22 protein-coding genes are annotated in these 17085 nt (G+C 32.4%); 10 read left to right on the top strand and 12 right to left on the bottom strand.

Annotation, left to right across the window (positions count from 1 at the left end; all coding sequences use genetic code 11):
- Positions 1-92 precede the first annotated feature (92 nt).
- Entirely contained in the window at positions 93-827 is a 735-nt protein-coding gene (locus PW52_RS11890) for an energy transducer TonB (protein WP_044633182.1), read from the bottom strand.
- Positions 828-980: 153 nt separating this feature from the next.
- Positions 981-1457, bottom strand: coding sequence for an Hsp20/alpha crystallin family protein (locus PW52_RS11885; RefSeq protein WP_044633252.1), 477 nt, complete (start codon positions 1455-1457; stop codon positions 981-983).
- 262 nt (positions 1458-1719) lie between these two features.
- Here PW52_RS11885 and PW52_RS11880 point away from each other — a divergent pair, with 262 nt between their 5' ends.
- From PW52_RS11880 to PW52_RS11870, 3 genes are read left to right on the top strand one after another with little or no spacing between them, the layout of a single operon-like run.
- On the top strand, positions 1720-2358 hold the full coding sequence (locus PW52_RS11880; RefSeq protein WP_044633181.1) for a YdeI/OmpD-associated family protein: 639 nt from the start codon (positions 1720-1722) through the stop codon (positions 2356-2358).
- Between the two features lie 2 nt (positions 2359-2360).
- Complete coding sequence (locus PW52_RS11875; protein WP_044633180.1) at positions 2361-2762, top strand: DUF2721 domain-containing protein; 402 nt, start codon at positions 2361-2363, stop codon at positions 2760-2762.
- A 7-nt stretch (positions 2763-2769) separates the two neighbouring features.
- Positions 2770-3138, top strand: coding sequence for a DUF2200 domain-containing protein (locus tag PW52_RS11870; protein ID WP_044633179.1), 369 nt, complete (start codon positions 2770-2772; stop codon positions 3136-3138).
- A 17-nt stretch (positions 3139-3155) separates the two neighbouring features.
- Here the strand turns inward: PW52_RS11870 and PW52_RS11865 are convergent, their stop codons facing one another.
- The gene (locus tag PW52_RS11865) at positions 3156-3842 is read right to left on the bottom strand and encodes a uracil-DNA glycosylase family protein (RefSeq protein WP_044633178.1); all 687 of its coding nucleotides are present in this window, start codon (positions 3840-3842) and stop codon (positions 3156-3158) included.
- Positions 3843-3905: 63 nt separating this feature from the next.
- Here PW52_RS11865 and PW52_RS17395 point away from each other — a divergent pair, with 63 nt between their 5' ends.
- Entirely contained in the window at positions 3906-4040 is a 135-nt protein-coding gene (locus PW52_RS17395; RefSeq protein ID WP_082050905.1) for a 30S ribosomal protein THX, read from the top strand.
- Here the strand turns inward: PW52_RS17395 and PW52_RS11860 are convergent, their stop codons facing one another.
- The 3 genes from PW52_RS11860 to PW52_RS11850 form a co-directional block, all read right to left on the bottom strand.
- Positions 4041-4763, bottom strand: coding sequence for a hypothetical protein (locus PW52_RS11860; protein WP_044633177.1), 723 nt, complete (start codon positions 4761-4763; stop codon positions 4041-4043).
- 31 nt (positions 4764-4794) lie between these two features.
- Entirely contained in the window at positions 4795-5553 is a 759-nt protein-coding gene (yaaA, locus tag PW52_RS11855) for a peroxide stress protein YaaA (protein WP_044633176.1), read from the bottom strand.
- A 271-nt stretch (positions 5554-5824) separates the two neighbouring features.
- Positions 5825-7060, bottom strand: a complete 1236-nt coding sequence (locus PW52_RS11850; RefSeq protein ID WP_044633175.1) for an ABC transporter permease — start codon at positions 7058-7060, stop codon at positions 5825-5827.
- 5 nt (positions 7061-7065) lie between these two features.
- Between PW52_RS11850 and PW52_RS11845 the strand changes: the two genes are divergently transcribed.
- On the top strand, positions 7066-8322 hold the full coding sequence (locus tag PW52_RS11845; RefSeq protein ID WP_044633174.1) for an exo-beta-N-acetylmuramidase NamZ family protein: 1257 nt from the start codon (positions 7066-7068) through the stop codon (positions 8320-8322).
- Between the two features lie 18 nt (positions 8323-8340).
- The gene (locus PW52_RS11840; protein WP_052823474.1) at positions 8341-9420 is read left to right on the top strand and encodes a serine hydrolase domain-containing protein; all 1080 of its coding nucleotides are present in this window, start codon (positions 8341-8343) and stop codon (positions 9418-9420) included.
- Here PW52_RS11840 and PW52_RS17850 read toward each other — a convergent pair.
- The 4 genes from PW52_RS17850 to PW52_RS11825 are packed head-to-tail and all read right to left on the bottom strand — an operon-like array spanning position 9417 to position 11635.
- Positions 9417-9599, bottom strand: coding sequence for a glycerophosphodiester phosphodiesterase (locus PW52_RS17850; RefSeq protein WP_117584378.1), 183 nt, complete (start codon positions 9597-9599; stop codon positions 9417-9419). The two genes, PW52_RS11840 and PW52_RS17850, sit on opposite strands and share 4 nt — an antisense overlap.
- A gap of 14 nt (positions 9600-9613) precedes the next feature.
- Entirely contained in the window at positions 9614-10279 is a 666-nt protein-coding gene (locus tag PW52_RS11835) for a glycerophosphodiester phosphodiesterase family protein (RefSeq protein ID WP_052823473.1), read from the bottom strand.
- Positions 10276-11115, bottom strand: a complete 840-nt coding sequence (locus PW52_RS11830) for a sterol desaturase family protein (RefSeq protein WP_044633173.1) — start codon at positions 11113-11115, stop codon at positions 10276-10278. The genes PW52_RS11835 and PW52_RS11830 overlap by 4 nt, the downstream gene beginning before the upstream one ends.
- 28 nt (positions 11116-11143) lie before the next feature.
- Positions 11144-11635 (bottom strand): YkgJ family cysteine cluster protein, encoded by a 492-nt coding sequence (locus tag PW52_RS11825; protein WP_044633250.1) that lies wholly within the window; start codon positions 11633-11635, stop codon positions 11144-11146.
- 73 nt (positions 11636-11708) lie between these two features.
- Between PW52_RS11825 and PW52_RS11820 the strand changes: the two genes are divergently transcribed.
- Positions 11709-12404, top strand: coding sequence for a class I SAM-dependent methyltransferase (locus PW52_RS11820; RefSeq protein WP_044633172.1), 696 nt, complete (start codon positions 11709-11711; stop codon positions 12402-12404).
- Between the two features lie 4 nt (positions 12405-12408).
- On the opposite strand, the gene PW52_RS11815 is transcribed toward PW52_RS11820, so the two are convergent.
- Entirely contained in the window at positions 12409-13584 is a 1176-nt protein-coding gene (locus PW52_RS11815; protein ID WP_044633171.1) for an LETM1-related biofilm-associated protein, read from the bottom strand.
- 187 nt (positions 13585-13771) lie between these two features.
- Between PW52_RS11815 and PW52_RS17800 the strand changes: the two genes are divergently transcribed.
- On the top strand, positions 13772-14587 hold the full coding sequence (locus PW52_RS17800; RefSeq protein WP_316930143.1) for a TonB-dependent receptor plug domain-containing protein: 816 nt from the start codon (positions 13772-13774) through the stop codon (positions 14585-14587).
- Positions 14539-16014, top strand: coding sequence for a TonB-dependent receptor (locus PW52_RS11810; RefSeq protein WP_316930146.1), 1476 nt, complete (start codon positions 14539-14541; stop codon positions 16012-16014). The genes PW52_RS17800 and PW52_RS11810 overlap by 49 nt, the downstream gene beginning before the upstream one ends.
- A 109-nt stretch (positions 16015-16123) precedes the next feature.
- Here the strand turns inward: PW52_RS11810 and PW52_RS11805 are convergent, their stop codons facing one another.
- Positions 16124-16636 carry a VOC family protein gene (locus PW52_RS11805; protein ID WP_044633170.1) on the bottom strand — a complete coding sequence of 171 codons (513 nt, stop codon included), beginning with the start codon at positions 16634-16636 and terminating at the stop codon, positions 16124-16126.
- A 115-nt stretch (positions 16637-16751) separates the two neighbouring features.
- On the opposite strand from PW52_RS11805, the gene PW52_RS11800 reads away from it, so the two are divergent.
- Positions 16752-17063 carry a winged helix-turn-helix transcriptional regulator gene (locus PW52_RS11800; RefSeq protein WP_044633169.1) on the top strand — a complete coding sequence of 104 codons (312 nt, stop codon included), beginning with the start codon at positions 16752-16754 and terminating at the stop codon, positions 17061-17063.
- Positions 17064-17085: the final 22 nt, after the last annotated feature.

Genomic DNA, 17085 nt, shown 5'->3' with positions numbered 1-17085 from the left:
TTGTATATAAGGATTAAATTTGAGGCTATACAAAAAAAAAACTAAGGCTTTAAAGGCCTTAGTTTTTATGGTTTTAATGTTTAGATTGTAAATTAATTAGCTTGATATTTAAAATAAATAGGTACACCATAAGTTACTTTAACAGGTTTTCCTCTTTGTTTTCCAGGAATCATTTTTGGAAGTAAGCTTACAATACGTTCGGCTTCTTTTTCTAAAATTTTATCTGGACCTCTTGATCGAATGTTTGTTGTATAACCGTTAGGGTCTATAACAAACACTACAGAGACACGACCTTGAATACCTAATTGCATAGCAGCTTCAGGATATTGAAAATTTTTCAAAACATGATCTTGCATTTTTTCTTGAAAACATTTTACAGCTTTGGCTCTATTCAAACCTTCACAACCTGGGAAAACAGGAACATCTTCAATTAACGCAAAAGCAACTTCTACTTCTTCTTCAACCTCTACCACTTCAACCGCATCAACATCAACTACTTCAAATGCTTCAATGGCATCATTTTGTCCAACTTCTGTACTTTCAATAACAGTTTCCTCAATGTCTTGTGCATCTTCAATAATTTCAATGACTTCTGGAGCAGAAGCAGGAGGTGGCGGCGGAGGAGTTGGATTTTTCATTTTTACAATTGGGATATCATCTTCAATTTTATATTCAACATCTAGAACTTCCATCACATAGTCATCCTTTTCATACGTTCTATACTCAAGTGCACTCCAAGACAATAGTAACATTAAATTTAAACCTATTGCGAAATACAAACTACTGTTTCTTCCAACTTCTAATTCTGGGTTTTTTTTAGCTTTCATGACGTATAAAATTTAATACTTCAAAAGTATAATATAGGATCGCCGCGAACTATGATTTTGGTCATGTTTAGAAATTCGAATATGAGTAATTTTTATGTTATTAAAAAAAAAGCCGTCTTTTAAGACGGCTTTTCTTGTTTTTTAGATTAAATATTAAGAAATCTTGATATTTCTTGCGGGTTTTTGCTTTGCTTCTTCACGTTTAGGAAGGGTTACAGTTAAAATACCGTCGTTGTAGTTGGCTTTTATATTATCGTTATCAACAGAGTCTGGTAATACAAAAGAACGCTTAAAAGAAGAGTAACCAAATTCTCTACGAGTGTAGTTGTCTTTTTCGGTTTCATTTTCATCTTTCAATTCAGTAGAAATAGCTAAAGTATTGTTATCAAGGTTAATATTAAAGTCTTGTTTTTTTAAACCAGGAACAGCCATTTCTACAATAAAGGCATCTGCTTCATCTTTTATATTTACCTTAGGTAAGGTAATTCCGGTGTTAAAGTTAGTAGAGAATAACGAAGGAAATTCGTTAAACCCAAAATCATTAAACCAACTTGATAAAGATGGGAAGTTAGACATATTATCTTTTTTTGTTAAACTTCCATTTTTTGGTAATGTCACTAAATTACTCATTGTTAAAAATTTTAAGTTAAACATTTATTTTTTCAATTTTACATTTATGGCGTAACAAAAAAAATACCAGTTAATTTATCCTTTTGTCTTGTCATTAATTTTAAATTTTTATTAACGTTTTTGTGTCAATATTTCTTATGATATGTTTGTATAACTGTCAATTTATCAGTTTTTTAGAGGTCTTTTTTTAATTGTAATTTAAGTTCATATTTGATTTTGTTTTTAATAAAGTTATATTGATCCTAATTATAAGTTTAGTTAAATGAATACATTGGTTGAAAATTATTTTATTGAAGGTTGCGGTAGATGTACTCTTGCTGCAACGCCCGATTGTAAAGTGCATACTTGGAAACAAGAGCTCCAACTATTGCAAAATATAGTTTTACAATGCGGTTTAACCGAAACCTGTAAATGGGGTGTGCCTTGTTATACATACAAGAACAAGAATGTTTTAAATATTAGTGCTTTTAAAAATTTCTGTTCCATTGGGTTTTTTAAAGGCGTTTTATTAGCCGATGTAAAAAAACATTTAGTGAAACCAGGAGAAAACTCACGAGCCGTACGTTTATTTAAGTTTACTAATTTAGAAGATATAAAAGCAATTGAAACGGATATTAAAACCTATATATTTGAAGCTATTGAGGTTGAAAAGGCTGGTTTAAAAATAGAATTTAAGAAAAATACAGAACCAATACCAGAAGAGTTAGAGACGAAATTTGAAGATGATCCGGTTTTTAAATTGGCTTTTAATAATTTAACTCCAGGGAGACAACGTGGTTATATTTTGTATTTTTCGCAACCCAAACAAGTAAAAACACGACTATCTAGAATAGAAAAATGTACAGCATTAATTTTAAACGGCATGGGATTACACGATAGCTATAAACAGCGAAAAAAATAATTATGGAACAATTAACACTTACTACGCCGGCCTTATTGTTTTCGGCAATTTCGTTAATTATGCTGGCTTATACCAATAGGTTTTTGGCATACGCATCGGTAATTAGGAGTTTGCACGATAAGTATAAAAAAGAAAAAGACTCGGTATTGATGGCTCAAATTAAAAACATTAAAACCCGATTGTATTTAACACGATATATGCAAATTTTTGGTATTAGCAGTTTATTGTTTTGTGTATTAACTATGTTTTTAATTTATATAGAGCAACAAAATGTCGCAGTTTGGGTATTTGGTATGGCTTTATTGTTGTTAATAATTTCATTGGCTTTATTGGTTTTTGAAATTCAAATATCTGTAAAAGCCCTAGAACACCATATTAGTGATATAGAAAACACAACTAAATAATTAAATTATGGCAACAACACCAGAACACGATGCACGTATTGCGAACATGACTTTTGCTTCGGTTTACCCACATTATGTAACAAAAGTTGAAAAAAAGGGCAGAACAATTGAAGAATTGCACCAAGTTATTGAATGGCTTACTGGTTTTAACGAAACGAAGCTACAGGAACTCATTGCCGAAAAAGTAACTTTTAAAACCTTTTTTGAAAGGGCTAAAATTAACCCAAACGCACATTTAATAACAGGTGTTATTTGTGGTTATAGAATAGAGGACATTGAAACTGTTTTAACCAAACAAGCCCGCTATTTAGATAAATTAATTGATGAATTAGCACGTGGCCGAAAAATGGAAAAGATTTTACGAGAACCTAAATAAGGTATTATTATTTTAATTTATAAAAACTCACGATACTGAAGCACTCGAAAATCGAAGGTATTAAAATCGGGGTTTTTGGCTTTTAATTGACGATACAGTGGAATTCTGCTAATTGAAATATTAGCCGCTCCAGAGCTTGAGGTTAACGAAACAGTTTTTATTTTACGTTGTTTTTGTTGAGCTTCTGAATCAAGTTCAGGATGGCAAAGTGTAAATTCGTGTATTCGTGGTACTTCATTAGTTACTAAATTCAATTTTAAGCCATAGGTTTTTAAATGTTTTCTGAAGAAATATTCCGGACCATTTTTGCTGTTTCCGCCGGTAAATAGCAGTGTGTTTACATTTGGAAATTGATGTAAATAGCCAATAACATCGCGCAGTTTAATGTTTGTCATTCCTAAATCTGAAGCATCAATTTTTTCGCGTTCACAACTAGCAACGATATCGCAAACACCTATTTTATGTTGTATTAAAAAGTTTTTACGCTGTTGTACGGCTTCTTCAGAATTATCATATCTCAAATTTAGATTATGAATTTTATCGATAAATAACCAAAGGGAATTGTAATAACTTCCGTAGCAAAAATCGACATCTTTTTCTAAAAGTTCGCCTATTGAAAACCGAGGAGGCGGCAAGGTGCCCACGATAAGTTTTTCGGTATCTGCTTGAATAAATGGCTGGTATGGATGCTTGTGTTTAAACACGTTTAAATTTGACTTGCGTTGTTATTTTTTGTAGTTTATTGCTAACAAAATAAACAAATTATTATGGGAAAAGGAGATAAAAAAACAAAACGAGGTAAAATACACCGCGGTACTTTTGGTAGCAGACGTCCTCGTATTAAAAAGAAACCATCGGTTGAGAAAAAAATAAGTATTGGTAATAAGGCAACGCCTAAATAATTAATTTAATTCTTTTATTAATTTTTCAACATCTATAATCGTCGATTTATATAAACGCTTGTTCGTTTTTGTCATATGTCGCGATTCATTATAAATTTCGTTTAATATTTCTTTAGCTTCGGTTTCCTTTTTTATATCAAATAAAAATTTGGCTAAAGCTAAGCGTTCTTCATAAAAGGAATACCTAATATCGATGGCTTTTAAATTAATTTCGGCTTCTTCAATTTTATTTAAATGTTTAAGCGCCATACCGTAATAAAACTGCGATTTCGATTTTTTAAATTCACTTTGGTGTTTTATGGTTTCGGCGTAAGCTATAATGTTTTCAAAATCGTCGATTCTAAAGTATGCGTTTATTAATTGTGTGGTTGCATAAAAATTATTTTGCGATGTATCTTTTAAAGCTTCTTTATAATGCGAAATAGCGTTGTTGTAATCTTTTATTTCTAAAAAAGCATCGGCAAGATCAATTCTGTTTTGGTAGGTTTCAGAAAAGGCTAGCTTGTTTTCTAAATCTTTAATTTTTTTGGTTGGGTTTATAATGTTGGTGATGTCCGAAGTTATTTTTTCGGCATCTCGTTTGTTATAAACTTGCGTAACTAAATAAATAATACAGCCAATTACAGGTAAAAATAAAATTAGAAACACCCAATAATAAGGAGTTCTGTTTTTTACCATATGGTATATGCAATAGCCTTGAAGCGCTAAAATTAGGTAATACATGCTGTGTTTTTCGTAATATTACGAAAATATATTATCTAATAAAAACTAAACTGTTTGGTTTAGACATACTTTCGCTAAACCCATAACCTTCGTAATTAAACCCTTTTAAATCGTCGATAGTTTTGGCGTTTGTATCAATAATGTATCGTGCCATAAGTCCGCGAGCTTCTTTAGCAAAAAATGAAATAATTTTGTATTCGCCATTTTTAAAATCTTTAAAATTGGCTGTAACCACGGGTACTTTTAATGCTTTTGTATCGATGGCTTTAAAGTACTCGTTGCTGGCTAAATTTAAAAATAACTCGTCGTCTTCAAGTTCGTTATTTAGTGCCGTGGTAATATCTTTTTTCCAGAATTCATATAGGTTTTTTTTAACTCCAACAGGCATTTTTGTTCCCATTTCAAGGCGATACGGTTGTATTAAATCGGTTGGTTTTAAAATGCCGTATAAACCAGAAAGAATACGAACGGTATTTTTAAAAGTTTCTATTTTATCTGAAGGAATGGTATAAGCGTTTAAGCCGCGGTACACATCGCCATTAAAGGCGTAAGCCGCAGGTCGTGCATTGTTTGGGTTAAATGGTAATTCCCAAGATTGATTGCGCTCGTAGTTTAATTGTCCTAACGCCTCGGAAATGCTCATGAGTTTCGATAAACTTTTTGCCGATTTCTTTTTTAAAAGCTTATTTAAGCGTTCTGCTTGCTTTAAAAATTGAGCTTCGGTGTGAGTGTTTATAGGTAATTCACTTTCAAAATCTAACGACTTGGCGGGTGATAATACGAGTTTCATGTTGTTGTTTTTTTATAAATCAAATTTACAATTAGTATTGAAATTTTACACGGATGACTTAAATGAATTTTTAATATCTAGATAAGAAAAACTTATAATTAAATCGTGTAATTATAATTTTTGATTATTGAAATATTAATTTGAAAGTATAAACTTGTATTGAAGTTAGCTAGTGCGCTAGGGATTGAACGGTGTGTTTGAGCTCTCGCGCCTTAGCGTGAAGCGAGTAGTGAAAGCCCGACCCCAAAACTTTGGGGTAGCGCCCAAAAAATTAAGTAAACCTAATGGCTTTTACTGGAGCTATTTTAGTGATGAGGTAAGACGGCACCAAAAGCATTGCCATACACAATACGAGTGTGCCCAAATTTAGTGCTAAAATGTAACCAAAACTTATATAAACAGGCGCTTCGGTAACGTAATAAACACTGGGATCGAGTGGAAATAATTTTAAATATTTTTGGGCAAAAAGTAGGCCTAAACCTATGAGGTTGCCCCAAAATAAACCTAACAAAATTAGGTACGAGGCGTTGTATAGAAATAATTTTCGAATGCTCCAATTGTTGCTGCCTAAGGCTTTTAAAATACCAATCATTTGGGTACGCTCTAATATTAAAACCAATAATGCTGTAATCATGTTAATGCCTGCCACCAGTATCATGATGCCAATAATGCCGTAAATATTTTTATCGAAAATGTTTATCCACTCGAAAATTGAAGCAAATTTTGTGGTAACTGTTGTTGTGTTTAATGTTGACGGGGTGTTTTGGAAAATTTCGACTCCTTTTTCTTCAATTTTAGAAAAATCGTTTATAAAAACTTCGAAGTTTCCTATTTGGTCGCTTTCCCATTGGTTGAGTCGTTGAATATGCCGTAAATTACCAATTAAAAATTGTTTGTCGAGGTCTTGAAAGCCTGAATTGTAAATGCCAACAATATTACATTTTACATAATTAGGTAGCTTTTCGGGGTCGTTTTTAGCAAACACCATTTGAAATTGGTCGCCTACCTTAAAGTTTAATCTGTTGGCTAAATATTGCGAAATTAAAACGTCTTCGCTCCATTTTTTTTCTAGGTTAGGCAGTTTACCTTCAATTAAAAATTCTTGAAAATATTGCCAGTTATAATCGTTGCCAACGCCTTTGTAAACGACGCCTTCAAAATCGGTTTCGGTACGAATTACTCCAAATTTTGTGGCAACACCTTGAATGTGAGTTACACCTTCTACATCGTTAAACTCGGGATAAAACTCTTGATTTATAGAAATAGGAAAAACACTTTCTTGCGAATTGTTGCTGTCGTAATTAGTTATAGTTGCATGACCGTTGAAAGCCACAACCTTGTCGCGAATTTTTTGTTGCAAGCCAATACCTGTTGCAATGGCAATCATCATGACTACAATTCCAATTGCAATTGCTGCAATGCCAATTTTTATTATTGGCGCCGAAATACTACTTTTATACGCTTTACTACCAATTAAGCGTTTTGCTATAAAATACTCGTAATTCAAAATATATGATGCCGTTTAAAGTTATCAAAAATACAGTTTTATTCCCGATAGTAATTGGGTTTGTTTTATTTATTTCTTGTGCGCATAAAGCTAAGAAAGAAAATATTGAAAGTATAGAGAAACAGCTAGAAATAAAGATTGATACCAGCATAGTTGTTGGAGCTAATAGAACTGATAGCTATTTGACTTTATTAAAAGGAAAACGCGTTGGCGTAGTAGCCAACCAAACGAGTGTTGTTTTTAAGTCGGAAAATTTTAAAGATAGGGGATATACGCATTTGGTAGATTCCTTACTTGCGTTGCAAATTGATGTAAAACAAGTTTTTGCACCCGAACATGGCTTTCGAGGAAAAGCTGATGCTGGAGAAATTGTTAAAGATGGCATTGATACCAAAACAGGGTTGCCTATTGTGTCGCTTTACGGCAATAATAAAAAGCCTAAACCAGAGCAGTTGCAAGCATTGGATGCGGTTATTTTCGATATTCAAGATGTTGGCGCACGATTTTACACTTATATTTCTTCGTTGCATTATGTTATGGAAGCTTGCGCCGAAGCGAATATACCTGTTATCATTTTTGATAGACCAAACCCGAATGGACATATTATTGATGGTCCGATTTTGGAAATTGAAAACCAGAGTTTTGTTGGTATGCATCCTATTCCTGTGGTTCATGGTATGACTATTGGCGAATATGCAAAAATGATTAATGGTGAAAAATGGCTAAAAAATGGTGTTGAATGTGATTTAACTGTAATTCCAATGAAGCATTACAAGCACAATAAAACCTATAGTTTGCCGATTAAACCTAGCCCAAATTTGCCCAATGCTCAAGCTATAAATTTATATGCAAGTTTATGCTTTTTTGAAGGTACGAATGTTAGTGCAGGTCGTGGTACGGCTACGCAATTTCAGGTTTTTGGGAGTCCGTTTTTAAATTCTGGAGTGTTTTCGTTCACCTTTACACCACAACCTAACGAAGGTGCTAAATATCCAAAACACAAAAACGAATTATGTTACGGAGTAGATTTAACACAATACGAAAAATTGAATGAATTAAAGCTTACTTGGTTAATTGAAGCTTACAAAAACACCTCAGATAAAAGTAAATTTTTTAATAACTTTTTTGTGAAACTTGCAGGAACAAAAGATTTACAAAAACAAATTGAAGCTGGTTTAACCGAAGGCGAAATTAAAGCCACTTGGCAAAAAGGGTTGAAAAGTTTTAATGTTACGAGAGCAAATTACCTTTTGTACGACTAAGGGTTTAAATATTTTTAAATGAAGCTTAAAATCTCAGTTTTTATTATTGCAGTTTTTTTTGGTCTTACCGCTTGTAAAAGTGCTTTACCTACGGTTACGGCTAACCCTAAAACACCAAAGGACTTTGCTACAAATTTCTTAATAAAAGAACAAATTCCTGGTATGTCTGTTTCTGTGTTAAAACATGGCGATTTGGTTTGGTCGGAAGGTTTTGGTTATGCGAATATTGCTAAAAAAATTAAGGTAAGGCCAGACGAAACTCAATTTAGAATTGCTAGTATTTCAAAACCTATTTCGGCTGTTTGTATGGCCACTTTAATTGATGCTAAACTTATAGATTTAGATTCTAGCGTGTACGCCTATTTACCTACTTACCCAAAAAAGAAATACGATTTTACTATAAGGCAAGTTGGTGGGCATACGGCAGGAATTAGGCATTATAAAAATAGTGAGTTTTTGTTAAACGAACCGTTAACTATTACTCAAGGTATAGATATTTTTAAAAACGACACCTTACTTTTTAAGCCACAAAGCAACTACAAATACAGTACTTATGGCTGGAACTTACTTAGCGAAGTTACGCAAACGGTTGCAAAAACACCTTTTGATACTTATACGAAAAACGTCATTTTTAGTCCGCTAAAAATGCTAAACACCTGCTTAGACTATTGTAATACTGATATACCTAATAGAACGCTATTTTACAGAAAAAATGAAAATGGTAAAATTGAATTGGGCAGTCCTGTTTGCAATGAATTTAAAGCTGCTGGAGGTGGTTTTATTTCAACATCTGAAGATTTAATTAAATTTGGAAACGAAATAATACATCCAACATTAATTTCTGAAACTGTTTTAAGTGAATTGTTAACGCCTCAAATTTTAGATTCTGGTAAAAACACACATTACGGCGTAGGCTTTTCGGTAGGTTTATCTAAAAACAAAACACCCAGATTTGGACATTCTGGTGGTGGTGTAGGCGCATCAACCTTACTTTTAATTTATCCTGAAGAAGAGGTTGTTATTTCTATTGTTACTAATTTGTCTAACGTTCCTGTTTACGATTTAGGAAATCAATTAGAAGCTCTTTTTCTAAATTAATTATTTAATAGCGCCACTAATCTATCGGGGTAATCTGTAATTATACCATCTACATTTAAAGCTATCATTTTTTCAAGATTTGAGGTTTTGTTAACCGTCCATGGAATAACTTGATAGTTTTGAGCCTGTAAATCTTCAACAGTAGTTTTATTTAGTAATTTAAAATACGGACTTACAATTTGAGGTTTGTAACTTAATTGTTAAGTTTTTTAGTGATGTTTTCATCTTCATCAACTAAAATAGCAACTTTCATTTTTGGAGCTTGTATTTTAATTTCTTCTAGTATTCGTAAATCGAAACTTTGCAAGTTGGTTTCCGCGAAAGCGTTATTAGCTTCAATCACTTTTAAAACTAAGGCAACAAAGGCTTTTGGGGTTGGCGTATAAATGCCATCGTATTTGGGTTTTGCTTTAATTTCGATATTAAATTTTATGTTTGGGTTTAGTTGTTTTGCGAGTTTAAAAACTTCGTCGAGAGCTGGTTTATAGGTTTTAATTTTTTGTTGCTCTGGAAATCTGGGGTGCTTTTTTAATCCGCAATCGTATTGTTTAATACTATCAAAAGTCATTTGATATAAATTGTATTTCATATCATCTTCCTTTGGAATTGGGTTGCCTTCAATATCTAAACAAATGGTACGGCTTAAAAACGGTTCGTGCGATACAATAACTACGTTATCGCTACTTACGGCCACATCGAGTTCTAAGGTTTGTACACCAAGTTCTATAGCCTTTTTAAATGCCGGTAAGGTGTTTTCTGGCATTAATCCGCGGCAACCGCGATGCCCTTGAATGTCGATATTTTTAGAATTACAACTCACTACAACTATTGCTAAAATTAAAACCGATAAATTTTTCAAAACTCGTCTGGCTTTATGGTTTGCTGCTCGTACTTTTTAAAAGGCTGTGCTAATAAGGTTTTTATGTTGCTATTGGCAGCTTCATCTGGAAATACATCAACGCCATAAACAATAGCATCTCTGTCTAATTTCATAAAAGTTCCAAAAAGTCGGTCCCAAACCGAAAAAATATTTCCGTAGTTAGAATCTGTAAAGGGTAATCTGTAATGGTGATGTACTTTGTGCATATCGGGCGAAACAATAACGTAGCTTAGCCAATCATCTATTTTTCTTTGTAATTTTATGTTTGCATGATTAAATTGGGTTGCCACAACAGATAGCGATTGGTATAAAAATACAATAGCAATTGGAGTTCCAATAATAAAAATGCCTGCCAACGTAAATAAATAACGTATTAAACTTTCTAAAGGGTGATGCCTATTTGCGGTTGTTGCATCTACATTATGGTCGGTATGGTGTACTAAATGCACTTTCCAAAGCAATTTGGTTTTATGCTCGATTAAATGTGGTAAATAAGCACCAATAAAATCTATTAAAAATATACCTAAAAGTGCGTATAGCCATAAAGGCATTTCTGGTAACCAATTAAGAATTCCGAAGTTGTTTTGAGTAACCCAATCGGCCGATTTTAAAAGTAAAAATGCCAATGGTAAATTAACAATTACGGTTGTTAGCGTGAAAAATATATTGGGTACAGCGTGTTTCCATTTTTTGTAAGGTTTACCAAATAACGGCATTATGCCTTCTAAAACCCAGAAAAAAGTGAGGCCTCCAATTAAAATTATGGCTCGGTGATGAGATGGTATGGTCTCGAAATAGTTTAATAAAGCTTCCAAAGTAATTTAGTTTAGTTTTTAAATATAACTATTTTATCCTTTGTTTCATGGCTTCAACTATGTTAAAAGCTGCCGGACAAATAGCCACATTTTTTAAAGTTAAGTTGGTTATTTGCTGAAATTTTTTCCGGTCGGTATGTGGAAACTCTCGGCATGCTTTTGGGCGCACATCGTATATAAGACAGTAATTATCGGCATCTAAAAACGTACATGGCACGCTTTGCAGTACATAGTCATTTTCTTCGTCAACTCTTAAATATTGATCTATAAACTGTTGCTGTTTCATTTTAAAATGTTTCGCAATACGTTCAATATCTTTAGGTGTAAATAACGGACCTGTTGTTTTACAGCAATTTGCGCATTGTAGGCAGTCGGTGCGTTCAAACGCTTCTTCGTGTAACTCTTGCATCACATAATCTAAATTCTTTGGTGGCTTTTTTTTAAGCTTTGTAAAGAATTTTTTGGTTTCGTTATGCTTATCTTTGGCGAGCTTTGGAAGATCTTCTATTTTAGGTTGGATACTCAAAATTTAAAATTTTAGCAAAACTACTAAAAGCAAACTAACTTTGTATTTTAATACTTGAATTTTGAATTTGAAAGACCTTTTCGGAAAAGCTTTACTAGATTACCAAAACGGAAATTATACAGAAGACATTATAACGTCTACAAGTATTTCTGATGAAGATGAATTGCCTTTACCGTATTTATTTAGAAATTATTCTGAAATGCCTAAACTCGAACAGCACGCTTTAAAATTAAGTAAAGGCAAGGTGTTAGATGCTGGTTGTGGTGCCGGAAACCATAGTTTGTATTTGCAGCAAAAGGGTATAGCTGTGAAAGCTATCGATGTATCGGAAGGAGCTATTGAAGTTTCAAAAATGCGCGGTGTAAAAAATGCCGAAGTTTTAAATATTTTAAACGAATCGGAAACTTTTGATACCGTTTTATTATTAATGAATGGTACCGGAATTTTTCAAGAACTTACTCAAGTTTCGAAATACTTAACGCATTTAAAAAGTTTGCTAAACCCTAACGGGCAAATTTTAATTGATTCGTCTGATATTAAATACATGTATTTAGACGACGACGGTGGCTATTGGCAAGATATGAATGCGAGCTACTACGGCGAACTCGATTATTATTTAAGTTATAAAGGAGAAAAAGAAACTCCAATGAAATGGTTGTATCTTGATTTTGACACCTTAAAGTTAGCTTGCGAAACGGTTGGCTTGAAATGTGAACTAGTTTACGAAGGCGAACATTATGATTATTTGGCGCGGTTAAGTTGAAAAATTAATCGTCTTCAATACGGTTTTCGTCAAAAGCCGATGGTAAAAGTTTAGGAATAAACTTAATAACCAGTGGTAATAAAATAGCTCCACCAGGAAGCATAAAAATAGCTAAACTTGGAATGCTTTTAAAAATATCAAGCAATTGATCTTGTACCTTTTTTTGTTCCTCTTTCGTTAATTCTCGCACCGTAGACTGGCTTAGTAAAACCATAAGTTCTTTACTGTCTAATAATTCTTGGTATAAGCGTTTTCTGTTTCTAGAAATAAGTTTAGTTACCATTTTGCTAGAATTATCGTAAAAACTTTTAACCAAATTTTTCGAGCTTAATAAGGCAATGTTGTTTTTGTTTTGCGTGTAAAAGGAGTTTATGGTTATAATAGATTCTTTTAAAATATCTTTTTCAAGATTTAAATCTTTTCTAAGTGAAATTAAAAACTTTTGTTCTTGTATATCAATAACTTTATCGGTCCAGGTTGCCATACAAGCGAGGTCAATCATATATTGCTTTTCTAAAGAGGTATTTATGTGAGATATAGCGTGTTTATAATCGTTGGTTTCTTCGTTAAAATAGCGTAAAGATGATTCGAAAAGGCGAATTAAACTCTCATCGTATTGATTTTTTTCTGCTTTAGAGTTTAAAACATTTAATGAAATAGAAGCTATTGAAGCTTCGATTTTAGTTAGGTAATCTGTTGAAATTATTTTGTTTTCTAAATAGTGTTTATAGGCCAAAACATCAATAAAAAGTAAGGCATTAACAATAAAATATTTAAAGTTTTTGGTTAAAATATTTGTATCTATTTGAATGCGCTTATGAAATATTTTTTCAAGTTGTTCCGTAGTTTTTTTTTCACTTAATAATATTCTAAAAAAAGAGGTTTTAGTTTCGTTTATACTGTTATAAAAATCTATAACACTTTCTACAAAATCATTTTCAATATTGGCTTTTTTATGAGTATAAAGTAAGGCTAAACATAAATTTATTTTACAAATTTCTTCTTCGGTTAAATCGCCTTTCTCTATAATATGCTCAATAACATATAAATTACTGCCATAAATAAATCCAGAGGATCTAAGGTTTTTATATAGCACGTCATCGCTTAGCTTAAAAAGGGAACTAGTGTTACCACAAATTTTGAGCAGTTTTTTTATCCAACCAGAAGCCGATGGGTTCATGTAATTATGTTGAAATGTTATGAAAGTATAAATGTAATATTTTGAATTATAGCTTCCGCAATTTTTATTTTAAAAAAGCATCAAAAGTTTATAAAGCTAAAAGTAAGTTAAAAAAAACTAAATGTTTGAAATAAAAATTACTAGAAAGTACTTTTGACCAAAACCAATATTAATCAATCAATATTTAATGAAATTATTAAACCGAGTAGTACAACTAATTTGTTATGTGTTTTTATTAATATCTAGTGAAGCTTTTTCGCAGCAAATAAAAGGTATTGTTAAAAACGATATAAACCAACCACTAGAATCTGTTTATGTTTACAATTTAAGTAGTAAAGCACATGCCCATACCTCAGAAAGTGGCGTTTTTATTCTAGAAAAAACAAAAACTGGCGATTCTTTAAAAATAGGTTTGTTAGGCTACCAAACCAAAATAATAAAATTAACACCAGACTATAATCTTGATAATGTAGAAATAATATTACAAGAAAAAATATTTAAGTTAGATGAAATGATTGTAGAAGAGCAGGTTAATGCCTTAAGCACAATTTCTAGGTTAGATTTAAGTACAAACCCTGTAAACTCGTCGCAAGATGTGTTACGTAAAGTCCCCGGTTTATTTATAGGTCAACATGCAGGAGGCGGAAAAGCCGAACAAATTTTTTTAAGAGGATTTGATATAGATCATGGTACAGATATTTCAATTTCAGTTGATGGAATGCCCGTAAATATGGTATCTCATGCCCACGGGCAAGGTTATGCAGATTTACATTTTTTAATACCAGAAACAGTTAATAAAATAGATTTTGGTAAAGGGCCATACTATGCAAAAGAAGGCGATTTTACTACCGCTGGTTATGTTGATTTTTCTACCAAAGATTATTTAAAAAATAGTGAGGTAACATTTGGTGTCGGGCAATTTAATACCTTCAGAACTTTAGGTATGATAGATTTATTAGGAAACGAAAAAATAAGAATGCTTTTGTTGCAGTTGAATATTTAGAAAGCGATGGCCCTTTCGATTCACCACAAAATTTTAATAGAGTAAATTTATTTGGTAAATATGTAATTTTTACGCCAGATAATGATAAGCTTACGCTAACAGCTTCACACTTTACAAGCCGATGGGATGCTTCTGGGCAAATACCACAGCGTGAAGTAGATAATGGTAATATATCTCGTTTTGGAGCTATAGATGATACCGAAGGAGGTACAACAGAACGCACCAATTTAAATGTAGAATACAACAAACAAGTATCAAACAATACAACAATAAAAACTAATGCCTTTTATTCGCACTATGCATTCGAGCTATATTCAAATTTTACATTTTTTTTAGAAGATCCAGATAACGGCGATCAAATAAAACAAAAGGAAGATCGCGATGTTTTTGGGTTAAATTCTGAACTTATTTATAATACCTTTTTAGGTAGTACAGAATTAAAATTAACTTCAGGAGTTTCATTAAGGCACGATGCTACTACAGATACAGAATTGTCGCATACTTTAAATCGAGTTACAACCTTAGAAAATATTCAGTTAGGCGATATTAATCAAACTAATGCAGCGGCTTATGTTAATGCCGATTTTGAAATGGGCAAATTTACAATTGCTCCAGCTTTACGTTTAGATTATTTTAAGTTTTTATACACCGATAAGTTATCGGAAACCTATTCTGCCGAAGCCGAAACCAAAGCTATTGTTAGTCCAAAACTTAATTTCTTTTATAATGCAAACAATAATTTGCAGTTGTATTTAAAAACAGGATTAGGCTTTCACTCTAACGATGCTAGGGTGGTGGTAAGTAATTCAGGTGAAGATATTTTACCAAGAGCTTATGGTACAGATTTAGGAGCTGTTTGGAAACCTTTTTCTAATCTCGTTGTAAACAGTGCGCTTTGGTATTTATTTTTAGAACAAGAGTTTGTTTATGTAGGCGATGCTGGAATTGTTGAGCCAAGTGGTAAAACAGAACGATACGGTTTAGATTTAGGTATGCGTTATCAATTAACCAATTGGTTGTTTCTAGATACAGATGCTACGTTAACTCACGCAAGAAGTACAGAAGATCCTGACGGTGAAAATTATATTCCTTTAGCCCCAAGTTTTACAATGGCAGGAGGCTTAGCGGTTAATAACTTAAAAGGATTTTCAGGAGGATTACGTTATAGGTTTATTGATGATAGGCCAGCAAATGAAGATAATAGTATTATAGCTGATGGGTATTTTGTAGCCGATTTTAATGCTAGCTACACCATAAATAATTTAACCTTTGGAATAGCCGTAGAAAATATATTTGATGTAGAATGGAGCGAAACACAATTTGCTACAGAATCGCGTTTACAAAATGAACCTCAAGCCGTAGAAGAAATACATTTTACTCCTGGAACACCTTTTTTTGCTAAAGCAATGGTAACGTACAGATTCTAACTTATAATATTTTTTGGAACCTAAATTTATGTGTTAATTTTTAGGTTTTTGTTAGGTGAAGGGCTGGTTAACATTTAAACAGCCCTTTTTTAGTTTTTTTAAATAAAATTTATTTAGCGTAAGCACCGCTAGAGTACGTAAGCTCGTAACTATGTGTGTAAATTTCGAAAACAATTCCAAAAGGATCTTCTACATAACACATTTTAAACGGTTTATCTTCTGGGTAATATTCTCGAATGGGCATGCGTTGTTTTCCGCCGTAGGCTTTAATTTTTTCAATTAACGTTTCAATATCGGGATCTTGTACACAAAAATGAAATAACCCGGTATTAAACGGATTAAATTCAGGAGCATCTTTAACACCATGAGGAAAGGAGAATAACTCAACCCCAATACCATCCGAGGTTGCTAAATGTGCAATTTCAAACGTTTCCCAATCGTTTCCAAAAACATCAATACACATTTTTCCAATGGCTGTTTTGGTTTCTTTTTTTACTGTTGAAGGCTCCATAATAACATACCAACCCATAACTTCTGTGTAAAATTTTGTAGCTGCTTTAATATCGGGAACTGTAATTCCGATGTGTGAAAACGACTTCGGATAATTTTTATTTGTTGTCATAATTTTTGTTTTAGACTGCGAAATTAGATTATATTTGCTTATTAGGCAATAACTTACTAAAAAGTTATATAGTTACTTAAACGAGTAAAATACTGTTTATTAATAAGTTAGTTTTATGAAAAATGAAGTTAAATGTCCGTTAAATTATACAATGAATTTAATTGGGACTAAATGGAAGCCTTTAATCTTGTTTCATTTGCTAGATGATAATTTGCGTTCTGGAGTATTACAAAAGCATATTCCTGGAATTTCAAATAAAATGTTTACACAAACCGTTCGCGAATTAGAAAAGGATGGGCTTATACATCGTAAAGTATATCCAGTGGTGCCACCAAAAGTAGAGTATGGCTTAACTGAAAGAGGTAAATCTTTAGAAACTGTACTTAGAGCATTGGACACTTGGGGTTTAAAAGATTCTAAAATTTAGCTGTAATAATTAATGTTAGGTT

The sequence above is a fragment of the Neotamlana sedimentorum genome (assembly GCF_000943565.1).
In the GTDB taxonomy this organism is placed as follows: domain Bacteria; phylum Bacteroidota; class Bacteroidia; order Flavobacteriales; family Flavobacteriaceae; genus Neotamlana; species Neotamlana sedimentorum.
This window is presented reverse-complemented; position numbering and strand designations above follow the sequence as displayed.